Below are 23,844 nucleotides of genomic sequence, written 5' to 3' on the forward strand. Positions count from 1 at the left end.
AAAGAAAAGAGATGTTGGACAACCATTTAGACGTGTATCAGTGCTATAACCACCTGATCAGGGTTAATTCCGCGTTGACGATAAAAATGGAGAAGGGTGAGAAGAACAGAGAAAGAACACCGTGCATGGCTGAGGGCATTACCGATCACGTTTGGACCTGGAAGGAATTATTGATGTTCAAAGTGAGTAATGAAAGTTAGGACATCACCGAAATTCTCTGCCTCAATAAACAAAACCTTTTTGTCGCTCTTCAAAAGAGAGTAATCAGGAACACCCTCCTCAGTGGAAACATTTGGCTGCACTTCCTCTGGTTTCTCAGTATTCCATCCTAAACCTCTCAAAATGGGCTCTATTATTTGGCTCCTTACTGCCATCTCATTCTGTTCATAAAAAGAGCGATACTTGCTTATCTTATCAACACACTGCTCTAATGTTTTTTTAAGCATTTTTTTCACCTTCATTATTAATATTCAGCCATTCACCCTCCAACCAATATTTCCGTATTTTGATATGATTTTTAATTCGCTGTCCATCCGTTTCAACCATCTTCCCATGCATCATGTAAATGGACTCAAAGTATAAAAACTTATGCAAAATTTCATCTCCAATACTATTTTATACCTCGTTATAGTTCTATTAAGTATCTAAGAGTAACACGGGGTTCCGACCATGAAAGATTATAATGTGGAATGCATACGGTGCGGCGCACGCTACTCGAAGGCCGATGTGATCTATACGTGCAGTAAATGTGGCGGGCTGCTGGACATCAAGTACGATTATTCTAACGTAGATACGGGCAAGATCGTCAAAGGGAAAAGCGAGGGTGTGTGGAGATATCGTGAGTTGTTGCCGTTCGCTGACGATCTCAAGCCAGTAACGATACAGGAGGGCAATACACCGCTGTATCGGTGTGATCGGTTGGCGCAAGCCATCGGCATCTCGGATTTGTGGGTGAAGCACGAAGGGCTGAACCCTTCAGGGTCGTTTAAAGACCGGGGCATGACCGTTGGTGTAACGAAGGCGGTGGAATTGGCGGTAAAAGGAGTCGCGTGTGCGTCGACGGGCAATACGTCCGCATCACTCGCGATCTTTGCGGCAAAGGCTGGTTTCCCGTGCTACGTCCTGCTGCCCAAGGGCAAGGTAGCGTTGGGGAAAGTAGCGCAGGCCATGATGCACGGTGCGCAGGTATTCTCGCTCCTGGGCAATTTTGACGATGCGTTACGGGTCGTCCGCGTGTTGTGTGAAGAGGAATCCATATATTTGCTGAATTCCGTAAATCCGTACCGATTGGAAGGTCAGAAGACCATTGCATTTGAAGTGGCCGAGAAACTCGGCTGGAACGTGCCTGATAGGCTCATTCTGCCGGTAGGGAATGCGGGTAATATCAGTGCAATTTTTAAAGGTTTTCAGGAGTTGAAGACGCTGGGGATCACAAACGCCATGCCAATGATGACGGGCATTCAAGCAGTCGGTGCTAAACCGGTTGTAAACGCGATTAAAGAGAATCAACCGGAGATAACACCGGAAGAGAAGCCAGAGACCATTGCATCGGCGATACGAATCGGGAATCCGGTGAATGCAGCGAAGGCGCTCAATGCTATCCGGAGCACCGGCGGGCTTGCGGAATCGGTGACCGATGAGGAGATAACAGAAGCGCAGCTTGCACTCGCACGGGTGGAGGGCATCGGTGTGGAGCCTGCGAGCGCAGCTTCGATTGCGGGGCTGAAGAAACTGGTCGAGCAGGGCGCAATCGAGCGAGACGAGCGAATTGTCTGCATAACCACCGGGCATCTCCTAAAAGACCCCGAACGCGCGATAGCGATCAGCGAACCGCCAATAGTGGTAGAAGCGGACGTGGAAGCGCTGCGGAAGCTGTTGAAGTAATGAAGAGGCGATACTTACTTATTTTGTGAGCTTTTTTGAAAAGATAATTGAGCCATGAAAGAAGAAGCGGTCATTACTGCGGAGGAGATGGCGGCGCTGGACGAGAACTGCGGCTTTTTTGGGCTTGTTCCGTTACAACTGATGGAAAATGCCGGCGCTCAGCTTGCAACGGAGATACGAAAACGGTTTGAACGTAAAGAGAAAGCCGCAAAGGTAACGATACTCGCAGGTAAAGGCAACAACGGCGGCGATGCCTTTGTCGCCGCACGGCATCTGCACGGTAAACCCTTACTGAGCCTTTCAGGCTCGCGGGAACGCGGGCGGAGCCCGCGATTTCGGGGTCACCGGGGCAGAGCCCCGTTATTTGACGTGAAGATACTGCTAATCGGCCGTTCGCAAGATCTGAGAACCGAGGAGGCGCGCAGGAACTGGCAGATCTTAAAGGAGAGCGGTTATGATGCGGAAGAGATAACAGATTCCTCAAACTTAAAAGCAGCCTCGACGGCTTTTAACGATTCCGACGTGATTGTAGATGCGATCTTCGGCACAGGTATAACGGGCGCGATACGAGAGCCGGAAGCGACGGCAATCGATTTGATAAACGCTGCGAAGCCGCATGCCTTTGTCGTTGCGGTGGACGTTCCTTCTGGATTTGATCCAGATACCGGCGAAGCAGGAAATGCGGTAAAGGCCGATCTCACGGTGACGTTCCACAAGGCGAAGCAGGGCTTACTAAGAGGTGCTGCCGCGGAATACGTCGGTGAGCTGGTGGTTGCAGACATCGGCATTCCTGAGGGCATGGAGCAGTTAGCAGGCCCGGGCGATGTGCGCTTGGTGATGAAACGAAGTGCACGGAGCCATAAAGGTGATAACGGCCGTGTGCTCATCGTGGGTGGCGGGCCTTTCTTCGGTGCGCCGACACTGGCTGCGCTCGCTGCGTTACGCGCTGGTGCGGACTGGGTAACCGTAGCGGCACCTCAAAGCGTTTCCTCCATTATCTCCTCGTTATCGCCGAATTTGATCGTTCATCCCCTTTCTGCTGATGTATTGGTAGAGAAGGACATTTCGGTAGTCGTTGATCTAATAAAGAGACATGACGTCGTGGTAATTGGCATGGGCCTGGGAGCAGCGGAGGAGACGAAACGAGCAGCGCGATTAATACTAGAAAACGAAGCGAGCAAGAACGTGGTCGTCGATGCAGATGGCTTTTATGGCTTGCATTTACCCGTCAATGCAGAAGATAAGCGTGTTATCGTAACGCCGCATGCAGGTGAGTTCTCGAAGCTGATTATCGCTGGAAAACCAGAAGCTGTAGCAGTGCCTCCCGAGGATAGAATGGAAGAGCGCATGAATTTTGTACGGGAATTCTCAGAGCGTAACAATGTCGTGACATTGATGAAAGGTCCCACAGATGTTATATCAGATGGATCCTATGTGAAGCTAAACAAAACGGGCAACGCAGGCATGACCGTTGGCGGCACGGGCGATGTCCTGGCAGGATTGGTCGGCGCATTCTTTGCAAAAACCTCCGAGCCGTTCAAAGCGGCAACGGCTGCTGCGTTCGTCAACGGTGCTGCAGGTGACCTTGCATTCGAGGATAAAGGATATGGGCTGCTTGCTACGGACGTCGTAGAGAGCGTTCCAAAGGTGACGAGAGCGTTCAGATAACGTTCAGAGAAAAGCCCCTAACGCTCAAACAAATAGTAAGTGGGCTAGGATAAAAAGCAAAAAAGAAGAGACGAGGTAAAAAATTACCTCCTCTTCTTTCGTTCAATTGTACTTATGGCGATAACGCTCAGCAGTCCGATCAGCGCTGCGATCCCGACCGGTGTGAGTGTTGGTACTCTTTCTCGTTCCAAGACGATGAACCCGGGATCGTTCTCGTTGTCTACTGCGTCGACGCCCAGGTCAAATTTCATGTTATTGTTCGTATCGTAGACGATGTCGTACTCGCCGGGATCGGGGTTTGGCCATATTTCCTCACCGATAATACTCCCGTTTCCGTCGGTTGTCACATTGTGCTTTTGCGCGTAGATCGTGGAATTGATGGGCGTGCCGTCTACCCAGTGCTTATCCTCCGTGATGTAAATGTCCACTTCGCTATTTGGTGCGAACCCGCTTCCGGTTGCATAGACCGTTTGATCAGTGTAATATACCTCCTGTTCCGAGCCACCGCTATCGCTTGCGTATCCGCCCGGGCAGGGCACCGTGACCGTCACCTTGTCCTCGTTGCTGTAGGTCCAGACGTTCGAGTAATTACCCTTTGCCCGGAACGTGTTGTTGTCTACGCCGCACCTTATTACGGTGGCGTTGTACTCGATCGTTATCGACTGGGTTGGCTCGAAAATAACGGGGTCCGGATAGTGCAGCGTATTTAACTCCCACTCCCGGCTGACCACGAGGTCGATTGTAACTTCCTCGACCGTATATTGAGCCACTTCACCGGTGCGTAGGTTCTGCAAGACAAGGGTGTCATTGACGTTGAGATCCCCGCTGCTGTTCGTATCACTCCAGGCCGTCAGGTTATATCTGTCCTTGCAACAGCAGACGCCGAGCCACTCGGTGCCGGTCGGCATGCTCAGATTGAGTGATTCGTAATCGAGCGCGGAATCGATGTACATACTCGTGTTTGTGGCTGTATTATTAACCAGAAGCGTATACGGCACATTCTCCACGTGGCACCACAGGGCAACACCCTCAAAGAAGATTTGGTCACACGCGCTGACTCTGGTGTCGTTATTGGTGTCTTCCCATTCTTGTAAGTACCAAGTCTCATTATTCGGGCAGAGTTCTGCGAACCATTCGTACGGCTGTGGCTTATACGGATCCCAAGATAGATTATCGGGATGCAGCACCCGAGGCTTGAAAATGTACGTGCCGTCGAGCGAGATATCCACATCTTCGCCTGAGAGATCCAGTGTTTCGTTACCCGAAAAGTTCAAGCTGCAATCGAGAATATCCCAGAACCGGATCTCACTGAGGTTGACATTGCCCGTATTCGTGATCGTGCAGTTGAACCGGACCGTATCGCCGATGTTCGCATCGAGCGCTTTCACCCACGCCGTGCCGTTCCAGACCGTCTTGTTCACCTCGAGCTCAGGGCAGGCGACCGTTACCGTTACCGTATCTTCGGCTGTTACTGTTTCGTAAGTTTCCGAGCAGTCAGCGCTCATGTTCCACCAGACGATATACGTGCCGCATTCGAGCGCGGGCACTTCGAGCGTCCCGTTCGCTTCGCTGCACGGTACGAGGTCCTCAATGGTATCCACCGTTGTTTCACTGCTCCCGAAGGTGAGCGTGCCCTCTATATTCACCAGATCGCAGCAGGTCCCGTTGTTGTGGACCAGCCACGAGAAGTTGAGCGTCTCGTTTACCAGGACCGTGATCGCTTTAGCCCATGCCGTGCCGTTCCAGACCGTCAGGTTGGTCTCGACCGCGGGCCGCGGAGGCACCTCCACGACAGCGACATCCTCGTTGCTGTACGTCCATTTCCCATCGTACAGGCCCTTGGCGACGAAGGTGTTCTCGTCATAGCCGCAACTGATATCCGTTGCGTTGTACTCGAGCGTGAGTGACTGCCCGGGCGCGAGGACTAACCCGTCAGGATCGACAAACGCATCGACCTCCCACTCCCTGCTCACCACGAGATCGATAGCGATCTCCATGACGGTATACCAGTCATCCAGATCCATGAGCAGAATCGTGTCATTCACGCTGAGGTTCCCGTCCTCGTCGATATCGTTCCACTCTCCTATCCCGCCGTACCAGTCCCCGCCGCAGCACGCCTCGGTCCACCCGACTTCTTGCCACACGGTATTCTCCTCAGGAAGGCTCAGGTCGACCTCTTCGTAATCTTCGTAGAGGGATTCGAGGTACATGCTCTCGCCTGTCTCGTTATTGGTGATGTTGAGCGTGTACGGCACATGATCAACGTGGTACCAACTTTTATTCTGGCCTTCGATCAGCGAAATTTGGTCACACGCGCTGATTCTGTTGTCGTTATTAGTGTCTTCCCAACCAAACAGGGGTAACATGTATTCAATGCCAGAATCCGGACAAAGTTCACCAAAAACTTCTTGACTGGGGTCATATGGATTCCAAATCGGAGTGTAAACTGGATGAAGTATCTTGGGTTTGAAGGTGTAATTGTCATTGCCTTCCAGCACGATGCTGTCATTGACGACGACACCGGTCGCATTCGTCAGCGTCGCGTTGCCCGCGAAGACCAGGCTGCAGTCGAGGATGTCCCAGAACCGCACCTGCGAGAGATTGACCGTGCCGATATTCGTGATCGTGCAGTTGAACCGTACGGTATCGTTGATATGCGCGTCTTTTACTTCTTTCACCCACGCCGTGCCGTTCCAGACCGTCTTGGTAACTCCAAGCAGGGGGCCGGGTGCGCACGGTACGGGCCTGGTCTCGAACGGGTAGAACGTCACTGCACCTGCTGCACCTGATGATTCTTCATCATCGTAGATGGTCGGATCTATCGTTTCGTTGGTCGTTGCAAACCAGTAATTGTTTTTTGCTTCCATGGTGGTACTTTGCATATTAAAGAAGTTGTAGAGACTATTGAACATGATATTGTTGCTCGCGATCGTATTACCTGTGCTAGGTCCAGCAGCAGCGCTGATTACGAAAAATCCATATTGAGTGTTATTATGCACCCAGTTGCAGGTAATAGTGTTATTGCTCGAAGCAGACAGAGTAATGCCGTAGGTATTGTTCGAGATGGTGTTGCCCGTCAGGCTGTTGTAGTTGCAAAAAGCACCCAGGGCAATGCCGTAGTTGTTATTCGAGACGGTGTTGTCCGTCAGGTTGTTGTAGGTGCTTGAACCTCCAGGCCCCTCAACCCTAATGCCGTAGGAGTTGTTCGAGACGATGTTGTTGACGATCGTGTTGTTGTTAGAAGAAAACAGGTAAATACCGTTGTAGTTGTTCGAGAGGGTATTTTCTGAAATAGTGCAGTGATCGGCAGGGTAAAGAAGTATTGCATGTTGTACAAAGGCTCCAGTAACTGTGAACCCGGTGATGTTCACGTAATCCGCCGTTACCTCAAAGACATGGTCGTTTGGATCATTCGCGGTTACGGTACAGTTCGCGGAGCCGTTCTCCGAGCGGATCGTTAAATGAGCGACGTCAACATCAACATTTTCGGGATAGGTGCCGTCTCTGACGATGATGGTGTCATAAGAACCTGCTGCGTCCTCTGCTGATTGAATCGTCGTGTAGGTCTCACCAGGCCCCACGTATCTATCCACCGCACTCGCAACACCCACCGCCAGCACGAACACAGCAATAACGAAAATTGCTACCGTAAATTTTCCCGTATTTTGGATAATCATTAATTTATCATCACCTACAAGTCACTTCTTCTCGATTCTATTTAAGCTTTTCTGTGTTGCGCGCTCCCCAGCGTGTTATGCAGGCTGACAGCGTTGCAACGAGGAAAAGAACGCGTATGCTCATCGTAATAACAATTCGAAGAGGGGATTCATTAGCGTTTCGAAGTCAGCTTCTGCGTGAGCGCAATAAGAAGATGTCAGAAGCGGCGAAAGAGCTACTTTATTATCTCAACGTCTCCAGCACTTCCTTCGCCCTATCGATTCGCACCTGCTTCTCCTTCACCAGGATCTCCACAACTTTGTCTATCTGGTCGCCTTCAGCACCCGCAGCGATGGCGACGTTCCGTGCGTGGAGCGACATGTGCCCGCGTTGAATGCCTTCGGTTGCTAACGCACGCAGCGCAGCGAAGTTCTGCGCGAGGCCAACGGCGGCGATAATCTCCGCAAGTTCGTTCGCCGTCTTCACACCCAGTAGCTTCACATTGGCCTTCGCCGTTGGATGCGTCGTGGTTGCGCCGCCAACGAGGCCGACCGCCAGCGGAAGTTCAATCGTTCCCACCAGATCGCCGTCCTTGTTCTTCTCCCAGCGCGTTAAGGGCTGATACTGTCCGGTGATGCTCGCGTACGCATGTGCTCCAGACTCAACGGCCCGGAAATCGTTGCCCGTGGCGATTACCACCGGATCTATCCCGTTCATGATACCTTTGTTGTGCGTTGCACATCGGTACGGATCGGCTTTGGCGAATTCATAGGCGTTCAGAATGCCATCAACAACACCCTTGCCACCTATTTCATCCTTTGCAAAAACCGCTCGCGCGAAGACTAACCGATACGTGGCGAGGTTCGAGATGATACGAAGACACACTCGACCGCCCGTGATCTGCTCGATAAAGGGCGCAACCGCTTCAGCCATCGTATTGACCGCATTCGCGCCCATCGCGTCCTTAACGTTGACCAGGAGATGGACGATCACCTGTGGACCCATCATGGTATTGATTATCTTTACCTCAATGTCTTTCGCACCGCCACCGAGGCTGACGAGCACGGAGTCTTTTTCATTCGCGAGCTCTAAAATGCGCGCTTTGTGTGCGAGCACGGTGAATTTCGCGGATGACGGGTCGGGGACATCAGTCACCTGGATTTGCCCGATCATTACGGGGTCCATCGAGCTCGTTTGGAATCCGCCAGCCGCCCGTGCCATCTTCGCCGCATTGCTCGCGGCGGCCACCACCGAAGGCTCTTCAATCGCCATCGGAATCAGGTAATCCTGGCCATTGATCAGGAAATTCGTGGCAATGCCCAGTGGTAAAGGCATGGTGCCGACGACGTTCTCGATCATCCGGTTTGCTAAATCGCCCAACGAGCCCGTAGTACCAAGAACAGCCATCTCATCGTCACTTAAGCCCGCAAAATCCTTTACAATCGCTAATCGCTCTTTTGGATTAAGTTTATAAAATCCTGACAGTTTCGAGGTCTTCATGGTCTCTGCACCGATTTTACATTACATTACGTTTTTGATGGTTATAAAAATGCCCTCCCTTGCGCACAGTGGGTGCAGTGCGGAAACTCAAAGTAACCGCCGCTGTCTCGGATCGGTGAGCGAGATCACGGACGTTATGCCCCACTCAACACGCTGCTGCTCCCAGATGAACTCGCCTCGCGCTCGTTCTGCAGCTTCCAAAATGAAATAAACCTTATCTCCGGTTATCTCCGCGCCTCCCTCGTCCTCTTCTACGCCCATATCATGGCCCACGCACACGCTCTGGTCGCAGAAGAACTGGCATTTGCCGTCGTAGAAATAGAAACAGCGGAATCGCGGCTTGGTCAATCCCAACGTCTTCCCTTTCCACGCATCGGTATGCAGGAATTCACCGCTCTCCGCTATTCGTTCCGCTATTGTTATACGCTCTTCCACGTCCTCTATACTGCGTACGTACTTCAGTCCGTCTCCTTTCAGCCTCATGCTCTCCGGTCGTTTGTCCTCTTCAGGGAATAAGTCCGCCACGTCCGCTTCTATCACGTCCCAGCGATGCAACCCCGCGTCTAGCGGATAAATCCGTTTCAATTCCCAGTATTCGTTCGCAGCGATAGCCTGCTCCTTTTTCACTGAGAGGATCGTCAATCGCACCTTGTGAGGTAAAAGTTCCCGGAACTTCCCCTCGTCGAACCATTTCCGTAACGCCCACAACGTCTTTTGCTCGTGCTTAAAGCGCACCAGGCCGATATCGCCCTGTAACTTCTGCACATAGACGTGATACGGCGCTTTCTGCTTCAGTTTCGTCGAACTCGCCTTTATCTCGTTCCAGGTGATCGGCTCCGATTTCTCTTCCAGTATCCGTTCTACCTCTTGCCTGAATTTCTCGTAGGTCATTTGCCATTCTTAATGTTATTAGCACTAGGATTTAAAGATTGCCTCACCCGCGTCGCACTTCCTTTCGCTGCGCCATTCGATAGCAGCATACCACGCTCATATAGCCGCTTAATTGCTCATCCAGCTCCTCACTGCCCGTATCAACGAGCAGAAATGGCGTCTCTGCGAGCTTGTGCGGCGTCGCCAGCACGATCACATTCTCAACTCCGACCTTTTCGAGCACCTTCGCACTGAGCTGCTGATTGCCCCGACCAAAGACGAAGCCCTGCGCACCTATCGGACTCACCAGTATTTTAACCTTCGGTTCCTCCCCTAGTAATCGGAGCAATTCCTGCTCGTTCAAATCCTTGCCTACCAATCTCCCATCTTTCACGGCATCCACGCCGAGCAGCGTCTTCTCCTCGCCCAAGCCCAGCAGCTCCGCGATTTTATGGATCGTCGTTCCTGCACCCATAATATAGAGCGAGCCATCACGCATGAACTCGATGGCAAACTGCGCGATCTCTTCCTTCGCTTTTTCTTCAGTCACGCTTTGAAAAAGGCTCTTACCATGCTGAACCAGAACGGGCTCGTACGGTGTGCGTGCATAGCCAAAGACCTTCATGCGCAGCTCATTGCGCCTATACGCGTCCTCGTCAGTATCCATTACCTCGACATCCCGCACTTCCGCTTTGCCCTTTACAAAAAGCTCGACCATTTGCGCCGCACCCTTCGGACTGATCGCAAACACCGCCGAATGCATCTTTACACCTGCTGGAATACCGATAATCGGAACTTTTCGTTCGACGACACTGTAAACATCACGTGCCGTGCCGTCACCGCCGCAGAACAGCAGAAGCTCAATACCCTCCTCCAAGAATCGCGTGCAGGCCTTCTTTGTATCTTCACTCGTGCTTCTATGCCCCTCAAACGAATATACGACTTCGTAGCTCTGTGGACTCGAAAGTGCCTCCTCTCCCATCGCGTCAGAGCACGTGAGAATAAGCGCGTTTACAGTTAACGCAGCCATGCATTTCCGCGCCCGTTCAGTAGCTACAGGCTGTGCACCTAATTCCACCGCTTCGTCTACCAGGCCGTCCGTGCCTTTAAGGCCTACGGAGCCGCCCATGCCCGCTATCGGATTGATAAGAAAACCAATTTTCATTTTATCGTTATTATCTCCCCCCATTACTTGATTACCCTTTCTAAAGCTTTTATCATCTCGCTTTTACCTTTCAAATCGTTCACCAACCGTTCAAATTTTCGGAGATCGGTGTTTATCACTTTGTGTAGCTCATCTCCATCATTCGGTAGATTATACCGCTTTATATCTATGCCTGCATCTTTTGCAGCTTTTAATATCCAATCCTCCAGCTTTGGACAGAGAATAATTAACTCGTTGTGCTTAGAAGTATCGTTCAATATTTTTAGTCCATACGTTGGTAAATCTTCCTTCACTGGCAATCTCTTCAGATACGATGGTTGAACGCTGAAAGGATCTTCATCTACCATTCCTAGCAAATTTTCTCGCTTCTCCAATTGTTTACAAACCTCAGGTTTACCCTGTAAATGGATAATTTGTCTCTTTGGTATCCCTAAAATTCTCACCAATGACGAATCAGGTTTACACTCCGTGTAGATCATTCTTTCACTTCTATGAATCGCTCGATATTGAAAAATAGGTCAATCCCCAGATCCATTATTTCCGTCAGTTCTTTTTCGCTTAATTGCTTCACTTTCGTTTGGTAGTCTTCGAAATAGGTGATGAAAATGGCTACGTCGTCTTTATGTGCTTTTTCGAGAATCGAGAGGAGCAAATAAGGGTTGTGTGTTGCGATGAAGTACTGATTGTTCGCTTTATCGAGAGCTATCCTCTCAGCGAGGATTTTTGTGTAATAAGGAAACGCATGAGCTTCTGGTTCTTCAAATACAAGTACAGAGTTCTCATTTGTTTCCATGGCAACAAGGTAGAAGATAATTCGTTGAAGTGTATCAGAAACTAAGGAATAAGGATAAGAGATTATCACGTCCTCGATTTCCTTTTGAACTTCTATTTGGTTTTCCTGCGGCTTAAGGACAACTCTGAGTCCGTAAGCATCAAATATCTGCTTCACTAATCTCTTTATCTCCTTGCGCGTCAAAACGATTGCTAAAAGGTTATCAGCAAAAGGAGGGAGTAGAAAATCCGACTCTTGGCGCGGGAAACTTCTTTTTACTTTAAATTTATAAAATTTTAGAAATTTGTATTCATCGTGAGGATTATGCCCCCCAGAACCTCTGTAATCGTAGTCGAAAGCTAGTCTTTCAGTACGGTCACCCCCAACCAGTATTTCAAGATTGTCAACTCCTCTGAACATTCCCTCAGTAAAATCTATTAGGATAATATTTTCATCGAACTTTAGATCTATCGTATCATCTAAGCTCTCGTCGTAGAACAAGTTACTCATAGTCTCAAATCTGACAAAATCTTTAATGTTACCATAATATACGTGTGATAGTATCCCCAGTGTCTCCAAAATATTCGACTTCCCCGTGTTCGGCTCACCGATGAAGAGATTTATCCGCTTGCAGTCGAGTTTCAAGTGCTTTATCGACTTGAAATTCTTGATCTCCAGATTCTTTATCATTCGAGCACCTCCTTCGAGTAGTTCTTTGGTAGCTTCGTTTATTAAACTTTCTATCGTACGCGGACGTTGATAACATCAAGATACTTAACGGTTCCTCGTCGCTTCTTTCATTGCTGCGCAGAAGACCTCAAGCGCGGCGATCATGTCATCCGGTTCCTCTTTATGCTTTCCTATCAAGTCCACGATCGCACTCCCGACGATTACACCCTTCGCCCCGCTCGCGGCTATTTCACGCACGTGCTCTGGTTTTGATATGCCGAATCCTACCGCGGGCGGTATATCCGGTCGTTTCTCAACTACACGTGCTATCATCGTTTTTACAACCCCTGAGACTGCTTCACGCGCGCCCGTAACACCTAGCAGCGATACGAGATACACAAATCCTGACGAATAACCACAAATCCGCGCTATCCTGTCCTCCGGCGTCGTCGGCGCAATCAAGAAGATCGTATCTATCTTATTTTCTCTTGCGTAGCGTACCACCTCACCTGCCTCCTCTATCGGCAGGTCCGGGATGATAACACCATCGCCGCCTGCTTCCGCAAGTTTGTTCATGAACCGCGCGACCCCGAACCGCAAGATCGGATTGTAGTACCCCATCACGACGATCGGCGTATCGATTTCTTTTCTGAGAGCGGCAATGATCTCAAAGATCTTCTGGGGTCTCATTCCCGATTCTAACGCTCGCCCTGCCGCCGCCTGGATAGTTGGACCGTCTGCGATCGGATCCGAGAACGGTATGCCAAGCTCTATGATGTCCGCATGCTGCGCGATCGCTACGGCTATTCCCGGCGTTCGTGACGGATCGGGATCACCAGCCATAAGGTATGCGATCAACGCGCATTCACCCCTTCCTTCAAGTTCCGCAAAGGTATTATCTATTCCGCTCATTGAGTGCCCTCTCTATTATCTCAACATCCTTGTCTCCTCGCCCCGAAAGGCAAACGACAACAATGTCGTCGCGACCTAACTTTCCCGTCTCCACCAATTTTGCCACGTACGCCAGCGCATGCGCCGATTCGAGTGCCGGCAATATCCCTTCATATTGGCATAACAGCTCGAACGCGTACAGCGTCTCACCATCGGTTACTATGTCATAGGTGACACGACCAGCGTCCTTCAGAAACGCATGCTCGGGACCGACGCCCGAATAATCGAGCCCTGGCGCAACGCTGTGTGTCGGCATGATCTGACCGTCTTCGTCCTGTAATAGATAACTGTATGCACCGTGCAGGACGCCCTTACTACCCGCGCAGAGCGTCGCGGAATGTCTCCCGGATTCAATACCCGATCCTCCGGCCTCTACTCCGTAGATCGCCACGCCGTCATCATCGAGGAAATCGTAGAACAGCCCGATACTGTTGCTGCCACCGCCAACGCACGCAACGAGCGCATCCGGCAGCCGCCCTTCGATTTCCTGCATCTGCCGTTTTGTTTCCTGCCCAATCACCCGCTGGAAATCGCGCACTATCATCGGATAGGGGTGCGGTCCGACAATCGAACCTAAAAGATAATGCGTATCCTGCACATTCGTCACCCAGTCCCGTATCGCCTCGTTGATCGCGTCCTTCAACGTTTTCGAGCCACTGCCCACCGGATGAACTTCCGCACCCAGCAATTTCATTCGGAACACGTTCAGCCGCTGCCGTTCTATGTCCTCCTCGCCCATGTAAATCTCCGCTTTCAGGCCGAACATCGCACCCACTATTGCAGTCGCCAAGCCGTGCTGACCTGCTCCGGTCTCCGCAATTATCCTCTCCTTACCCATCCGTTTCGCTAACAACGCTTGACTGATTGTATTGTTTAGCTTATGCGCGCCGCCGTGAACGAGATCCTCGCGCTTAAGGTAAAGTCTGGTGCCAAACATATCGGAAAGCCGTGAGCAGAAGTAAAGAGGGGTCGGCCTACCGGCAAACGACCTTAAATAAAAGTCCCGCTCTTCCCTGAATTGCTCGTCCTTACCGTAGCGAAGATACGCCTCCTCGAGCTCTTCCAGCGCGTGCATCAAGACCTCGGGGACGAATTGTCCGCCGTACTCACCAAATTTCCCCGCTTTCGGATATTCCCCTATGTACATCTCGCATTCCTCACGAATTCTAAAACCTTCTCCTTGCTTTTCCGCCCACCTGAAGATTCCACACCGCTCGCGACATCGACACCATACGGCTTCACCGCTTTTATCGCCTCTACCACATTCCGGGGTGTTAACCCTCCTGAGAGAATCACGGGGACGGTGCTCTGTTTCACGATCTCCCGGCTTTTAGCCCAGCTGTGCTTTCTACCCGTCCCGCCAATTCGATCGGAAAACGTATCAAGAAGTATGAAATCCACATAATCCGCTTCGGGCATAACGCCATGAATTGTTCCATCTTCAGCTATATGCACGGTTTTTATCACGTTCACCTCAGGAAGTGCCTCTCGGACTGATTTCAAGAACTCATTCGATTCAAAGCCGTGCAGCTGCACGCCAAATGGCTCAATCCTTCTGGCCACTTCCTCTACTTCGTCCACAGACCTCGGACAGAGGACCGCCACGATGGTTATAGCATTTCCTATCTCCTTCGCGATTTTTTCCGCTTCATCTATGCGTAGTTTCCGCGGTGTTTCTACCGGCACATCCACTATCATACCGAGTATATCCGCACCGCTTTCCACGACAAGCTGAGCATCTGCCGTATTCGTAATACCGCAAATCTTCACACTCACGCCGTTATGCATGACTTTATAAACTCCTTTGGATCCTCTGACTGCATCAACGCAGTCCCGATGAGTAAAGCATCCGCGCCGCAATCAAATAAATAGCGCGCATCCGCCGATGTCTTAACCCCCGACTCACTTATCAGTATCGTATCCCCAGGAACGTACTCCGAAAGTCGTGCAGTCGTCTCAATATCTACCGTAAGCGTCCTGAGGTCCCGATTATTGATGCCAATGATATCGGCTCCTGCAGATACTGCCGATTCGATCTCCTCTGCCGAGTGGCATTCAACCACCGCCTCCAGTCCCAGATCGCCCACCACATCCAACAGCTGCTCCACCGGCGAAATCCCTTCAATGAGCAGTACTGCATCCGCGCCGTATCCAAACGCCTCCAGGATTTGGTACTCGTCCACCACGAAGTCCTTGTAGAGCACCGGGATGCTCGCGTTACCCTTCACGCGTGACACGTTTGCAACCTCGCCTCCGAAATGCGTCGAAGTAAGAACCGATAGCGCCGTTGCACATCCTGCTTCATATTCGCGGGCTATGGATACAATATCTCTGGTTCCTATAAGATCCCCAGTGGTCGGTGATCTCGGCTTTATCTCCGCTATTATCGCCTTATCATTTTTTTTAATGGCATTTGATAGCCTGAGGACTTTACTCTTTCGTTCCGGAATTCTTTCCTCTCTCCTTCTTTCAACTGCTAGCTTAGTGTCCTTGACCATCCTGTCTATTAAATCGTTCGAGTCCCTATTCATTTCTTGTAAACCGAACCAAATCTTCAAGCTTTCGGTACGCGTCGCCCGAATCGACAGAAAGAGCAGCGAGTTCAAAGCCCTCCTTCAGATCCTCTGCGAGGCCTCCGACAACCAGCGCTGCCGCAGCATTCATCAAAACTGCATCTCTCCGCACTCCTTGATGTCCCTGGAGAATATCAAGAGCAATTTGCGCGTTTTCTTCCGCATTTCCACCCTCTATTTCGCTTACCTTCGCTCGGTGCAGCCCGAAATCCTCGGGGGATATGTTGTAGGTTGCAATCTTACCGCCTTTGAGTTCCGCTACTTTCGTTTCACCAATGGGTGAGATTTCATCCAAGCCATCCAGGCCATGAACAACCAGTGCATGCCGCACTCCGAGTCCTTCTAAGACGTTCGCGATCTTTTCGACGAGCGAGCCATCATAAACCCCCACTACTTGTGCTTGCACCTTTGCAGGATTCGCCAGTGGGCCAAGAATGTTGAATATCGTTCTCGTTCCTATCTCTTTCCTCGGACCTAGGGCATGCTTCATCGCGGGGTGAAACACCGGAGCGAACATGAAACCCATTCCTACTTCTTCTATGCACGTGCAGACCTGCTCCGGCTCAAGCATGATGTTGAAACCCAATGCTTCGAGAACGTCCGCAGACCCCGCTTTTGATGATACTGCTCTGTTCCCATGTTTCGCCACGATCGCACCGGCACCGGCAGCGACAAACGCCGAAATGGTGCTTATATTAAAGGTCTTTACCCTGTCTCCGCCGGTTCCGCAGGTATCTACCATGACTCCGTCCACGTTTGGCGAAATAACGGAGGCATACTGGAGCATCGAATGAACAAACGCAACGATCTCTTCAACGGTCTCTCCTTTCATCCGTAGTGCGGTTAGAAACGCGGCTATTTGCGCGCTCGTCGCACCACCGCTCATGATCTCCTCCATTACAAGCCCTGCTTCCGCCGGTTCGAGGTCTTGCCTTTCCACAACCTTCGCGATTGCTTCTTTTATCATTTTCCCAAAAAGTTCTCTATTATCTTCTTCCCGCCTTCGGTCAATATGGATTCCGGATGGAACTGAACCCCTTCGATTGGCAGCGTTCCGTGTCGTATTCCCATTATTTCACCATCTTCTGCCCGTGCGGTAATTTGTAAGCACGACGGGAAGCCATCGTCAGAAACGATGAGCGAGTGATACCGCGTTGCGTGAAGTGGACTCTTCAGACCCGTGAATATACCCGCGGAATCATGCTGTATCACCGAGACTTTCCCGTGCATTATACGTTCTGCGTAGCCGATCGTAGCACCGAAGACATGGCCGATCACTTGGTGGCCTAAGCAGACCCCAAGAATGGGGATCTCAGAACCAAATATCCGTACGACTTCTTCAGAAAACCCCGCGTGCTCCGGTCGGCCAGGGCCGGGGGAAATGATGATCCGGTCCGCATCAAGCTTCTTGAACTCCTCTAGCCCTACATCGTTCCTCCGCACTACCACGTCCGCACCACGTTCTCCGACGTACTGCACGAGATTGTAGACGAAGGAATCGTAGTTATCGATCACAAGTACTTTCATTTTTCCGTTGTGGTGATCAAAGCACCCAGTTTGTTCTCCGTCTCTACAAATTCCCGCTCGGGGATCGAGTCTTCCACGATGCCCGCACCTGCCTGGAAATACGCCTTAGTACCGACCGTGAACATGGTTCGAATCGTGATGGCGAAATCGAGATTGCCCGAGAAGTCGAAATAGCCAACGCCGCCGGCATACACGCCTCTTCTGCTCGTCTCCAGCTCCTCTATTATCTCCATCGCCCGGATCTTCGGCGCGCCCGTTACCGTGCCGGCGGGAAAAGAGCTCCGGAAAACGTCAAAGGCGCTCTTACCGTCGGCTAACTCCGCGGTTATATTCGAGACGATATGCTGGACGTGCGAGTACTTCTCGATGCCCATCAGTTCAGTTACTTCCACGCTTCCTGATCGTGCAACTCGTCCAAGATCGTTCCTCCCAAGGTCTACCAGCATGATATGTTCCGCCCGCTCTTTCTCGTCAAGGAGCATATCCACCTTGAGCAATTCATCCTCCTCGTCCGTCCTTCCACGCTTCCTCGTGCCTGCCAGCGGCCGTAGCGTTAAAATGCCGTCCCGTAGTTGTACGAGCATCTCGGGAGACGAGCCAACCACGATGTTGTCGAAATCCAGATAGAACATGTACGGCGAGGGATTGGTAGCACGAAGCGTCTTGTAAAAGTATAACGGATCGCCGCTATAGCTCGATTCGACCCGTCGTGAGAGGACTACCTGGAATATGTCCCCTTCTCTGATATACTCCTTTGCTCGTACTACGCCCGCTTCAAACTCCCCTTTTTTCAGCTCGGAACGCGTAGAAGAGACGGCAAAAGCCTCTATCTCACTTGCTTCTCCTTGCCCAACAATCTCCTCGATCTTATCGTTCCCCTTATTGTACGAGACGAGGATCACTTCTTTTCTCAAATGATCGAAGCAGAGCAGGTATGTGGGAATGATGAAGTGCGCGTCGGGACAGTCCAGCGTATCAGGAAGTGAAGCGGGGAGCTCCTCAAAAAATCTCACGATATCATAGGAGAAGAAGCCTACAAGGCCACCGGAAAATGGCAACGTTCCTACTCTACCGCATTCGAAGGAATTAAGCACGCGCTCCATCTCCTCATAGGGATCGTCCACCTGGTAGTGCTCGCCGTTAACCTCCACCTCGCGCCCCTTCGCTTTGAATTCCAAGAGCGGATCGAAGCCGATGAACGAGTATCGCGCGATCTTCTCTCTACCCTCTACGGATTCGAGTAGGAAACTCTTGTCGAAGACACCTCGTATCTTTGAAAAAACTTCAAGAGGGGTGAATGGAATATCCACCCTTCTTACGCTATTCGTTAAAGTCCTCTTCTCCATCTACTTGTTTATTCTATCTTCGGCAAGTGCTCCAGCGCCTGTTTCACCAGCTCCGCAGGATACTCATAGTCCACGAGTTTTCCGCTCAGGAACGCATCATAAGCGCCCAGGTCGAAATGCCCGTGCCCGCTGTTGTTGAAGAAGATTACTTCCTCCTCTCCTTTTTCCTTGCATCTCAACGCCTCGTCGATTACCGCTTTCACTTCGTGCGCGGATTCCGGCGCGATGATTATTCCCTCAGTCTCCGCGAACAATTTCGCAGCCTTGAAAACCTCGGTTTGATGGTACGCCGCCGCCTCGATGTAGCCGTCCTTCACTAACTTGCAGAGTAACGGAGCGTCACCATGGTATCGCAACCCACCCGCATGGATTGGTGGCGGGATGAACGTGTGCCCTAAAGTGAACATCTTTATTATGGGTGCCATCCCGGCGGTATCGCCGTAATCGTAGAGATAAAGCCCCTTGGTCAGCGTTGGGCAGGACATTGGCTCACACGCAACGATCTTGAGGTCTGGCTTCTTACCGGCGAGCTTATCGGCCGCGAACGGGAACGTTGCGCCACTGAAATTACTGCCGCCGCCGACGTTGCCGCAGATGAAATCGGGATACTCGTCGATCATCTCGAACGCCTTCTTTGCCTCAAGCCCGATCACCGTCTGATGGAGGCAGACGTGGTTCAGAACCGAACCGATGGCGTAATTTACGTTATCGTGCGTAGCTGCATCCTCGACCGCCTCTGAAATGGCCATGCCCAAACTCCCAGTGGTGTCCGGCGTTTCTGCCAGCACTTTCCGCCCAAACTGGGTATTCTCGCTGGGACTCCGGTACACTTCACCGTTCCAAGTCTCCATCATGATCCGTCGATACGGTTTCTGGTCGTAACTTGCACCAACCATGTAAACCGTAGCCTTCAACCCGAACAGCATCGCGCCAAACGAGAGTGCCGAGCCCCACTGGCCCGCACCGGTCTCCGTTGCTAACCGCTCGACGCCATCTTTCATGTTGTAATACGCCTGTGCAACCGCGGTGTTTGGCTTGTGGCTCCCTGGCGGGCTCACACCCTCCCACTTGTAATAAATCCGGGCAGGGGTCTTCAGTTTCTCTTCCAATCTTGTCGCTCTGTACAATGGCGTCGGTCTCCAGAGCCGGTAAACCTCCCGAACTTCGTCCGGTATCGGAATGAACCGCTCCGTAGTCATTTCTTGCCGTACTATCTCCATGGGGAAGATCGGTGCGAAATCCTCAGGCTTCGCAGGCTCCTTCGTCATCGGATTCAACGGCGGATCTGGCAGCTCCGGCATGTCCGCCTGTATGTTGTACCACGCCTTCGGGATTTCTTCCTCTTCCAGTAGTATCTTCGCTTTTATGCTCATCTTCTCACCTCGATGTTCATTAATGTACTTGGAAGTATAAAAGTGTACGTATATAAGTGCCGCGGGGTGCAACCCCCCAGCTGTTCGAAACCGCAACGTAATGACAAAACCCGTTAAAAGTGCTAGGACCGGTAAACGGCTGCTATTCCCACAACACTCGGTTTTGAAGGCCTTATCACGGCACGGCGGGAAGTACCCTTACCCGATACGGGATACTCTTGTTCTAACCATCCCGAATCAGCATCGCAACGATATCTGCGTTACTCTACCCTCGCGAATCGTGGAATGTGCGGGAATCACAAGAGCGGAAAGATCAGATCAGCTAGAAGAAATCCATATCCTCGAGTCTCTCGATCAGTTCCCTCTTGCCGATGACCACGACGGTATCGCCTTCCAGTATCTCATCTTCAGGACCGACGTTGGAAATAACCTTTTCACCACGAATGATCGCCACGATCGACGCGCCGATTCGTTCTTTGAACCGCAAGTTCTTCACGGTTTTATTCGCGATTTTAGCGCCTTTTTGAACGGTAAAGCTTTCTAAAGACGCCTCTCCGGTTTTCGTTGCGAAATCGATGAAATCAACCACCGCCGGCTTGATCAAGCTCCGTGCCAATCGCCGCCCGCCGATCTCTTCAATCATGATCACCTTCTTCACGCCTGTCTTGTACAGCATCTTCGCTGCCTTCTCCGAACTCGCCCGTGACACGATATCCAACGCGTTATTAATGCCCTTCACCGTAATGCTGAGGTATAAATTATCAGCATCGAGCGGGAGCGTGGATACCAATCCGGAAGCTCGTTCCACACCCGCTTCTATCAAAGCCTCCTCGTTCGTCGCATCGCCTTCCACAACGGGTATGCCCCTCTTCCTCAGCTCTTTTACCTGCTCGGTTTTGTTCTCAATCACGACAAAGTCTACGCCTTCGTCTCGGAATTCGTCGACTATGACGTTTCCGGTACGACCGCCGCCGCAGATGATCTTGTGATTCTTCATCTTTGCCACGCCCCGCTTTACTCGCGTTATGCCCAGGGCTTCGCGCAACCGCCCTTCTAATGCTGATTCTATTATCCCCGTGAGCACATATAAGGCTAACCCGACGCCCGTTATTACCAATCCGATCGTGAACAGTTGTCCGTAGGTTGTATGGGGATAGTAATCGCCATAGCCCACGGTGGTTATCGTGATAACGGTCATATAAAACGCTTCTAAGGGTGTGAGCCCTTCGAGATACCAGAAGCCCAAGGCTCCGATCGCGACCACGACGAGTAACAGAAAGAAGCCAATGAGTGCGCGTCTTATTGCTTCCGTAGCTTACCTACACCTCCTAACTGATGATCGCGTGATTACCTCATCCTTCTCAAAGCGTATTTCATTCATACATAATACGGGCGGACTTTATAAGGGAATCGGCCTTGCTTTCCTTTCCTTTCCTTTTCGTTCCACGCATGTGTAACCGTGGAGATCCCGGGTCGTGAAGATCGCAGTGGGTGGACGCGAAAGCGCCGAAGATCAGTATTTCCCCTAATGTAACCGCTAAAACTCGTCCATTACTATTTCACCGCCTGCGAACCGTCGAATGTAATTCGCGGCTACGGTTAAACCTTCTTTGAGTTCTTCACGAGGCATGCCGGGAATGCCGTAGGCGACCACGAGCACGTCCGTTGTCGCAGCCGTCACCTTCGTCTCATCTACATCGCCATATGCACATAGACGCGCAGTACCTTCGCAGAATCCGTCAGGACCAGCTCCTTGCCCGTTAATTTCTCCCGCCTCGGACCGATCAGAACGACCTCTTCGCCAGCGCGCGAGAACCGTACCGACAGAGGTGGGTCTATCCGCGCCAGATCGAACGCGCTAAAGGTAAGCAACGTTTTCACCGATGCGAGATTGTACGCATCCACAATGGGCGACACCCGCGGCAAGCCTTTATTCAGCACTATCCTTCGCAGTAACGCCTCGGACGCCGGTCGCACTTTCGTCGGGTCGACGCCCATGTGCCAGAAGAAGTCCCGTTGCAATCGGATCATTCGCACGTCCTTAATCTCATCAATGCTGTAGCTGCTTCTCAGTTCCGCCTCGACGCTTGCCACTTCTTTGCTGATGTCACTGTGTGCCCCTTCGGTTTGCCGCACGCCCTTTATCACCGCACAGTCAACGCGTATATCAAATTTGCGCCGCACAGCGTCTTCTACAACGATCCGCATCAGTCTACTTACTGCAGAATCACGATTGTATTTTTCATCAGGTTTATTTCCGCGATCCGTCCTTTTACGTCCTTTCTCTCGCCCAGTATTCCCGTAACTTTTATCGTCTCGCCATCAACCACTACCTGCACGACATCTTCCATCAGCAACGCTCGTTCACCATCCTTCTCTAAAAAAACCGTCGATTCACACATTTCGTGTCTTCCTCCAGTACAGTATCTCTTAATGTACCTTAACTATCTGCAACGCGCACATTCAGGGAGAACTATTTCAACCGGCCTTTTGTCAACAGGGATGAATGAGTAAAGAAAGAAACCGAACCGGCGATGTAAGAAGCCCGCACGACGTACGAGTCTCCCTATCTCACGATCATAACAGGACAGGAAGCATGACGGACAACCGTTTCAGCAACACTGCCCAGTAGTAATCGATCAAGTGCAGTCTTTCCCTTACTCCCAATGACAATGAGGTCGTGCTCGTTTGCTTCCTTTATGATCTCCTCGGCAGGATGACCCTCAACGAGCTTTTTGGATATGCGGATACCCATTTGCTCCCCCAACGTTACGATTTCATCGAGATAGGAATGCCCTTCCCGCTGGATAAGTTCGTGCAGTGGTATTTCAGTGGGGTACACGATTTCAGTTTGGTATGCATAGAGGTTAATATTAATTACGTGAAGTGCGACAACGGGTATATCGGTCGATTTTGCAAGCGTGAGCGCTTTTTCTGCCGCTTTCTTCGCTACGTCAGAGCCATCTACTGGCACGAGTATCCTTCCAAACACTTTTGGCATCGATTACAGTACCTCCCTTTTGCGTTCTGAGATAATCCCCTATTGCACTTAGGGTATATATTAAAACGTATGGTAGTTCTCCTTTATATCGTTACGTATCTCCTCACCGCTAGCTATCCGCTTTCCAGGCATCAGGAAAACCGCGGAAGAACCCGAAACCTGAATCGGCTGTGGAGGAACCTATTAGGAGCAGCGAAATAACGCCCAGCAACACGTATTCATAATATCTCGTTATTGTAAGGCGGAAGAAAGAAGGAAAGCGCCTCTTTTTAATCACCTTCGTTCTCTCGTAACTATCCTTAATTTTTGATCAGAAGTCAACATTCGGATAGTAACCTTTATATAGGCTGTTAGTACAATAGTGATACTATGACAGAAGAAGCGAAGAGTTATAAATGCAAGTATTGTGGCGAAACATTTGCGAAGCCATTACTATTGGCTCATCATGTCAGGTCAAAACATAAGAGAGCAAAGAAACGAGAGAAGAAAGCAGCGGTAGCAGTTATGGGTGCTGAACAGTTGAACAAAACAATCGAGGCCATCGGTATCCTGAAGGGATTGCAGGTATCGCCTAATCTGAGCGAGGAAGAGAAGAAGATTTTGGGCGACGTATCAAAGCGAATTGAGGCTCTTTTGGCTGATATACAAAAGAGCAAGTGAAGGGATGAATGAGTTAGAAAACTCACTTCGTCCTTTTCCTTTTTTTCGGTTCACTCAACTAAACCACTTATCCCACACGTCATGCACAATCGCGACAGAACGTGCTACGCGGACCGATGTAACAGCAAGTAGATTGTCTATTTGCATAAATGGAGTTACTGTGCTAAAGAGCTGAGAAAGTGGTTAGAAAGACCGTAACGCAGGTGTTTTTATGCATCTACCCTCACA

At 50.8% G+C, this 23,844-nt stretch carries 24 protein-coding genes; 4 read left to right on the plus strand and 20 right to left on the minus strand.

Translation table 11 applies throughout. The features are described 5' to 3' along the window. Window positions 1-200, plus strand: a 200-nt coding sequence (locus tag JW878_04820) for an IS1 family transposase (GenBank protein MBN1762385.1), incomplete at its 5' end; no start/stop codon positions are given. Here JW878_04820 and JW878_04825 read toward each other — a convergent pair. After that, window positions 168-446: a hypothetical protein gene (locus JW878_04825; GenBank protein MBN1762386.1), complete on the minus strand. Its 279-nt coding sequence runs from the start codon at window positions 444-446 to the stop codon at window positions 168-170. The genes JW878_04820 and JW878_04825 overlap by 33 nt on opposite strands. A 223-nt stretch (window positions 447-669) precedes the next feature. Between JW878_04825 and JW878_04830 the strand changes: the two genes are divergently transcribed. Together JW878_04830 and JW878_04835 are read left to right on the plus strand one after the other, a co-directional pair. Continuing rightward, window positions 670-1,884: a threonine synthase gene (locus JW878_04830; protein MBN1762387.1), complete on the plus strand. Its 1,215-nt coding sequence runs from the start codon at window positions 670-672 to the stop codon at window positions 1,882-1,884. 54 nt (window positions 1,885-1,938) lie between these two features. Then, complete coding sequence (locus JW878_04835) at window positions 1,939-3,552, plus strand: NAD(P)H-hydrate dehydratase (GenBank protein ID MBN1762388.1); 1,614 nt, start codon at window positions 1,939-1,941, stop codon at window positions 3,550-3,552. An 83-nt stretch (window positions 3,553-3,635) separates the two neighbouring features. Here the strand turns inward: JW878_04835 and JW878_04840 are convergent, their stop codons facing one another. From JW878_04840 to JW878_04930, 19 genes are all read right to left on the minus strand, one after another. Next, complete coding sequence (locus JW878_04840; GenBank protein MBN1762389.1) at window positions 3,636-7,229, minus strand: right-handed parallel beta-helix repeat-containing protein; 3,594 nt, start codon at window positions 7,227-7,229, stop codon at window positions 3,636-3,638. A gap of 223 nt (window positions 7,230-7,452) precedes the next feature. Beyond that, on the minus strand, window positions 7,453-8,709 hold the full coding sequence (locus JW878_04845) for a hydroxymethylglutaryl-CoA reductase, degradative (GenBank protein ID MBN1762390.1): 1,257 nt from the start codon (window positions 8,707-8,709) through the stop codon (window positions 7,453-7,455). 87 nt (window positions 8,710-8,796) lie between these two features. Then, window positions 8,797-9,600, minus strand: coding sequence for a hypothetical protein (locus JW878_04850; GenBank protein MBN1762391.1), 804 nt, complete (start codon window positions 9,598-9,600; stop codon window positions 8,797-8,799). A 43-nt stretch (window positions 9,601-9,643) separates the two neighbouring features. After that, window positions 9,644-10,768: an ATP-NAD kinase family protein gene (locus JW878_04855; protein ID MBN1762392.1), complete on the minus strand. Its 1,125-nt coding sequence runs from the start codon at window positions 10,766-10,768 to the stop codon at window positions 9,644-9,646. Continuing rightward, complete coding sequence (locus JW878_04860; protein MBN1762393.1) at window positions 10,768-11,223, minus strand: hypothetical protein; 456 nt, start codon at window positions 11,221-11,223, stop codon at window positions 10,768-10,770. The genes JW878_04855 and JW878_04860 overlap by 1 nt, the downstream gene beginning before the upstream one ends. Further along, window positions 11,220-12,206, minus strand: coding sequence for an AAA family ATPase (locus JW878_04865; GenBank protein ID MBN1762394.1), 987 nt, complete (start codon window positions 12,204-12,206; stop codon window positions 11,220-11,222). The genes JW878_04860 and JW878_04865 overlap by 4 nt, the downstream gene beginning before the upstream one ends. An 84-nt stretch (window positions 12,207-12,290) precedes the next feature. Beyond that, window positions 12,291-13,097: a tryptophan synthase subunit alpha gene (locus tag JW878_04870; protein ID MBN1762395.1), complete on the minus strand. Its 807-nt coding sequence runs from the start codon at window positions 13,095-13,097 to the stop codon at window positions 12,291-12,293. Further along, window positions 13,081-14,283 (minus strand): tryptophan synthase subunit beta, encoded by a 1,203-nt coding sequence (gene trpB, locus JW878_04875; protein ID MBN1762396.1) that lies wholly within the window; start codon window positions 14,281-14,283, stop codon window positions 13,081-13,083. The genes JW878_04870 and trpB overlap by 17 nt, the downstream gene beginning before the upstream one ends. Beyond that, on the minus strand, window positions 14,274-14,924 hold the full coding sequence (locus tag JW878_04880) for a phosphoribosylanthranilate isomerase (GenBank protein ID MBN1762397.1): 651 nt from the start codon (window positions 14,922-14,924) through the stop codon (window positions 14,274-14,276). The genes trpB and JW878_04880 overlap by 10 nt, the downstream gene beginning before the upstream one ends. Then, entirely contained in the window at window positions 14,909-15,667 is a 759-nt protein-coding gene (locus JW878_04885; GenBank protein ID MBN1762398.1) for an indole-3-glycerol-phosphate synthase, read from the minus strand. The genes JW878_04880 and JW878_04885 overlap by 16 nt, the downstream gene beginning before the upstream one ends. After that, a complete protein-coding gene (gene trpD, locus JW878_04890; GenBank protein ID MBN1762399.1) occupies window positions 15,660-16,676 on the minus strand; it encodes an anthranilate phosphoribosyltransferase in 1,017 nt (338 codons plus the stop codon). Before trpD ends, JW878_04885 begins: the two co-directional genes overlap by 8 nt. Continuing rightward, entirely contained in the window at window positions 16,673-17,236 is a 564-nt protein-coding gene (locus JW878_04895; protein ID MBN1762400.1) for an aminodeoxychorismate/anthranilate synthase component II, read from the minus strand. Before JW878_04895 ends, trpD begins: the two co-directional genes overlap by 4 nt. Next, the gene (locus tag JW878_04900; GenBank protein MBN1762401.1) at window positions 17,233-18,582 is read right to left on the minus strand and encodes an anthranilate synthase component I family protein; all 1,350 of its coding nucleotides are present in this window, start codon (window positions 18,580-18,582) and stop codon (window positions 17,233-17,235) included. The genes JW878_04895 and JW878_04900 overlap by 4 nt, the downstream gene beginning before the upstream one ends. An 8-nt stretch (window positions 18,583-18,590) precedes the next feature. Continuing rightward, the gene (locus tag JW878_04905; protein ID MBN1762402.1) at window positions 18,591-19,949 is read right to left on the minus strand and encodes a TrpB-like pyridoxal phosphate-dependent enzyme; all 1,359 of its coding nucleotides are present in this window, start codon (window positions 19,947-19,949) and stop codon (window positions 18,591-18,593) included. Between the two features lie 328 nt (window positions 19,950-20,277). Then, window positions 20,278-21,219: a potassium channel protein gene (locus tag JW878_04910; protein MBN1762403.1), complete on the minus strand. Its 942-nt coding sequence runs from the start codon at window positions 21,217-21,219 to the stop codon at window positions 20,278-20,280. 273 nt (window positions 21,220-21,492) lie between these two features. Next, window positions 21,493-21,636, minus strand: coding sequence for a hypothetical protein (locus JW878_04915; protein ID MBN1762404.1), 144 nt, complete (start codon window positions 21,634-21,636; stop codon window positions 21,493-21,495). 11 nt (window positions 21,637-21,647) lie between these two features. Beyond that, complete coding sequence (locus JW878_04920; protein MBN1762405.1) at window positions 21,648-22,163, minus strand: hypothetical protein; 516 nt, start codon at window positions 22,161-22,163, stop codon at window positions 21,648-21,650. Window positions 22,164-22,171: 8 nt separating this feature from the next. Further along, entirely contained in the window at window positions 22,172-22,357 is a 186-nt protein-coding gene (locus tag JW878_04925; GenBank protein MBN1762406.1) for a CooT family nickel-binding protein, read from the minus strand. Between the two features lie 164 nt (window positions 22,358-22,521). Then, window positions 22,522-22,956: a universal stress protein gene (locus JW878_04930; protein ID MBN1762407.1), complete on the minus strand. Its 435-nt coding sequence runs from the start codon at window positions 22,954-22,956 to the stop codon at window positions 22,522-22,524. 369 nt (window positions 22,957-23,325) lie between these two features. Here JW878_04930 and JW878_04935 point away from each other — a divergent pair, with 369 nt between their 5' ends. Beyond that, a complete protein-coding gene (locus JW878_04935; protein ID MBN1762408.1) occupies window positions 23,326-23,616 on the plus strand; it encodes a C2H2-type zinc finger protein in 291 nt (96 codons plus the stop codon). Window positions 23,617-23,844: the final 228 nt, after the last annotated feature.

Source organism: Methanomicrobia archaeon (assembly GCA_016930255.1).
In the GTDB taxonomy this organism is placed as follows: domain Archaea; phylum Halobacteriota; class Syntropharchaeia; order Alkanophagales; family Methanospirareceae; genus JACGMN01.

What these genes read in the sequence shown, in the direction of transcription:
- trpD (MBN1762399.1), bottom strand. Translation starts at nt 16,676, where the DNA reads ATGATAAAAGAAGCAATCGCGAAGGTTGTGGAAAGGCAAGACCTCGAA.
- JW878_04880 (MBN1762397.1), bottom strand. Translation starts at nt 14,924, where the DNA reads ATGCATAACGGCGTGAGTGTGAAGATTTGCGGTATTACGAATACGGCA.
- JW878_04845 (MBN1762390.1), bottom strand. Translation starts at nt 8,709, where the DNA reads ATGAAGACCTCGAAACTGTCAGGATTTTATAAACTTAATCCAAAAGAG.
- JW878_04825 (MBN1762386.1), bottom strand. Translation starts at nt 446, where the DNA reads ATGCTTAAAAAAACATTAGAGCAGTGTGTTGATAAGATAAGCAAGTAT.
- JW878_04900 (MBN1762401.1), bottom strand. Translation starts at nt 18,582, where the DNA reads ATGGAGAAGAGGACTTTAACGAATAGCGTAAGAAGGGTGGATATTCCA.
- JW878_04920 (MBN1762405.1), bottom strand. Translation starts at nt 22,163, where the DNA reads ATGCGGATCGTTGTAGAAGACGCTGTGCGGCGCAAATTTGATATACGC.
- JW878_04925 (MBN1762406.1), bottom strand. Translation starts at nt 22,357, where the DNA reads ATGTGTGAATCGACGGTTTTTTTAGAGAAGGATGGTGAACGAGCGTTG.
- JW878_04850 (MBN1762391.1), bottom strand. Translation starts at nt 9,600, where the DNA reads ATGACCTACGAGAAATTCAGGCAAGAGGTAGAACGGATACTGGAAGAG.
- JW878_04840 (MBN1762389.1), bottom strand. Translation starts at nt 7,229, where the DNA reads ATGATTATCCAAAATACGGGAAAATTTACGGTAGCAATTTTCGTTATT.
- JW878_04885 (MBN1762398.1), bottom strand. Translation starts at nt 15,667, where the DNA reads ATGAATAGGGACTCGAACGATTTAATAGACAGGATGGTCAAGGACACT.
- JW878_04855 (MBN1762392.1), bottom strand. Translation starts at nt 10,768, where the DNA reads ATGGGGGGAGATAATAACGATAAAATGAAAATTGGTTTTCTTATCAAT.
- JW878_04895 (MBN1762400.1), bottom strand. Translation starts at nt 17,236, where the DNA reads ATGAAAGTACTTGTGATCGATAACTACGATTCCTTCGTCTACAATCTC.
- JW878_04830 (MBN1762387.1), top strand. Translation starts at nt 670, where the DNA reads ATGAAAGATTATAATGTGGAATGCATACGGTGCGGCGCACGCTACTCG.
- JW878_04930 (MBN1762407.1), bottom strand. Translation starts at nt 22,956, where the DNA reads ATGCCAAAAGTGTTTGGAAGGATACTCGTGCCAGTAGATGGCTCTGAC.
- JW878_04865 (MBN1762394.1), bottom strand. Translation starts at nt 12,206, where the DNA reads ATGATAAAGAATCTGGAGATCAAGAATTTCAAGTCGATAAAGCACTTG.
- JW878_04835 (MBN1762388.1), top strand. Translation starts at nt 1,939, where the DNA reads ATGAAAGAAGAAGCGGTCATTACTGCGGAGGAGATGGCGGCGCTGGAC.
- trpB (MBN1762396.1), bottom strand. Translation starts at nt 14,283, where the DNA reads ATGTACATAGGGGAATATCCGAAAGCGGGGAAATTTGGTGAGTACGGC.
- JW878_04870 (MBN1762395.1), bottom strand. Translation starts at nt 13,097, where the DNA reads ATGAGCGGAATAGATAATACCTTTGCGGAACTTGAAGGAAGGGGTGAA.
- JW878_04860 (MBN1762393.1), bottom strand. Translation starts at nt 11,223, where the DNA reads ATGATCTACACGGAGTGTAAACCTGATTCGTCATTGGTGAGAATTTTA.
- JW878_04935 (MBN1762408.1), top strand. Translation starts at nt 23,326, where the DNA reads ATGACAGAAGAAGCGAAGAGTTATAAATGCAAGTATTGTGGCGAAACA.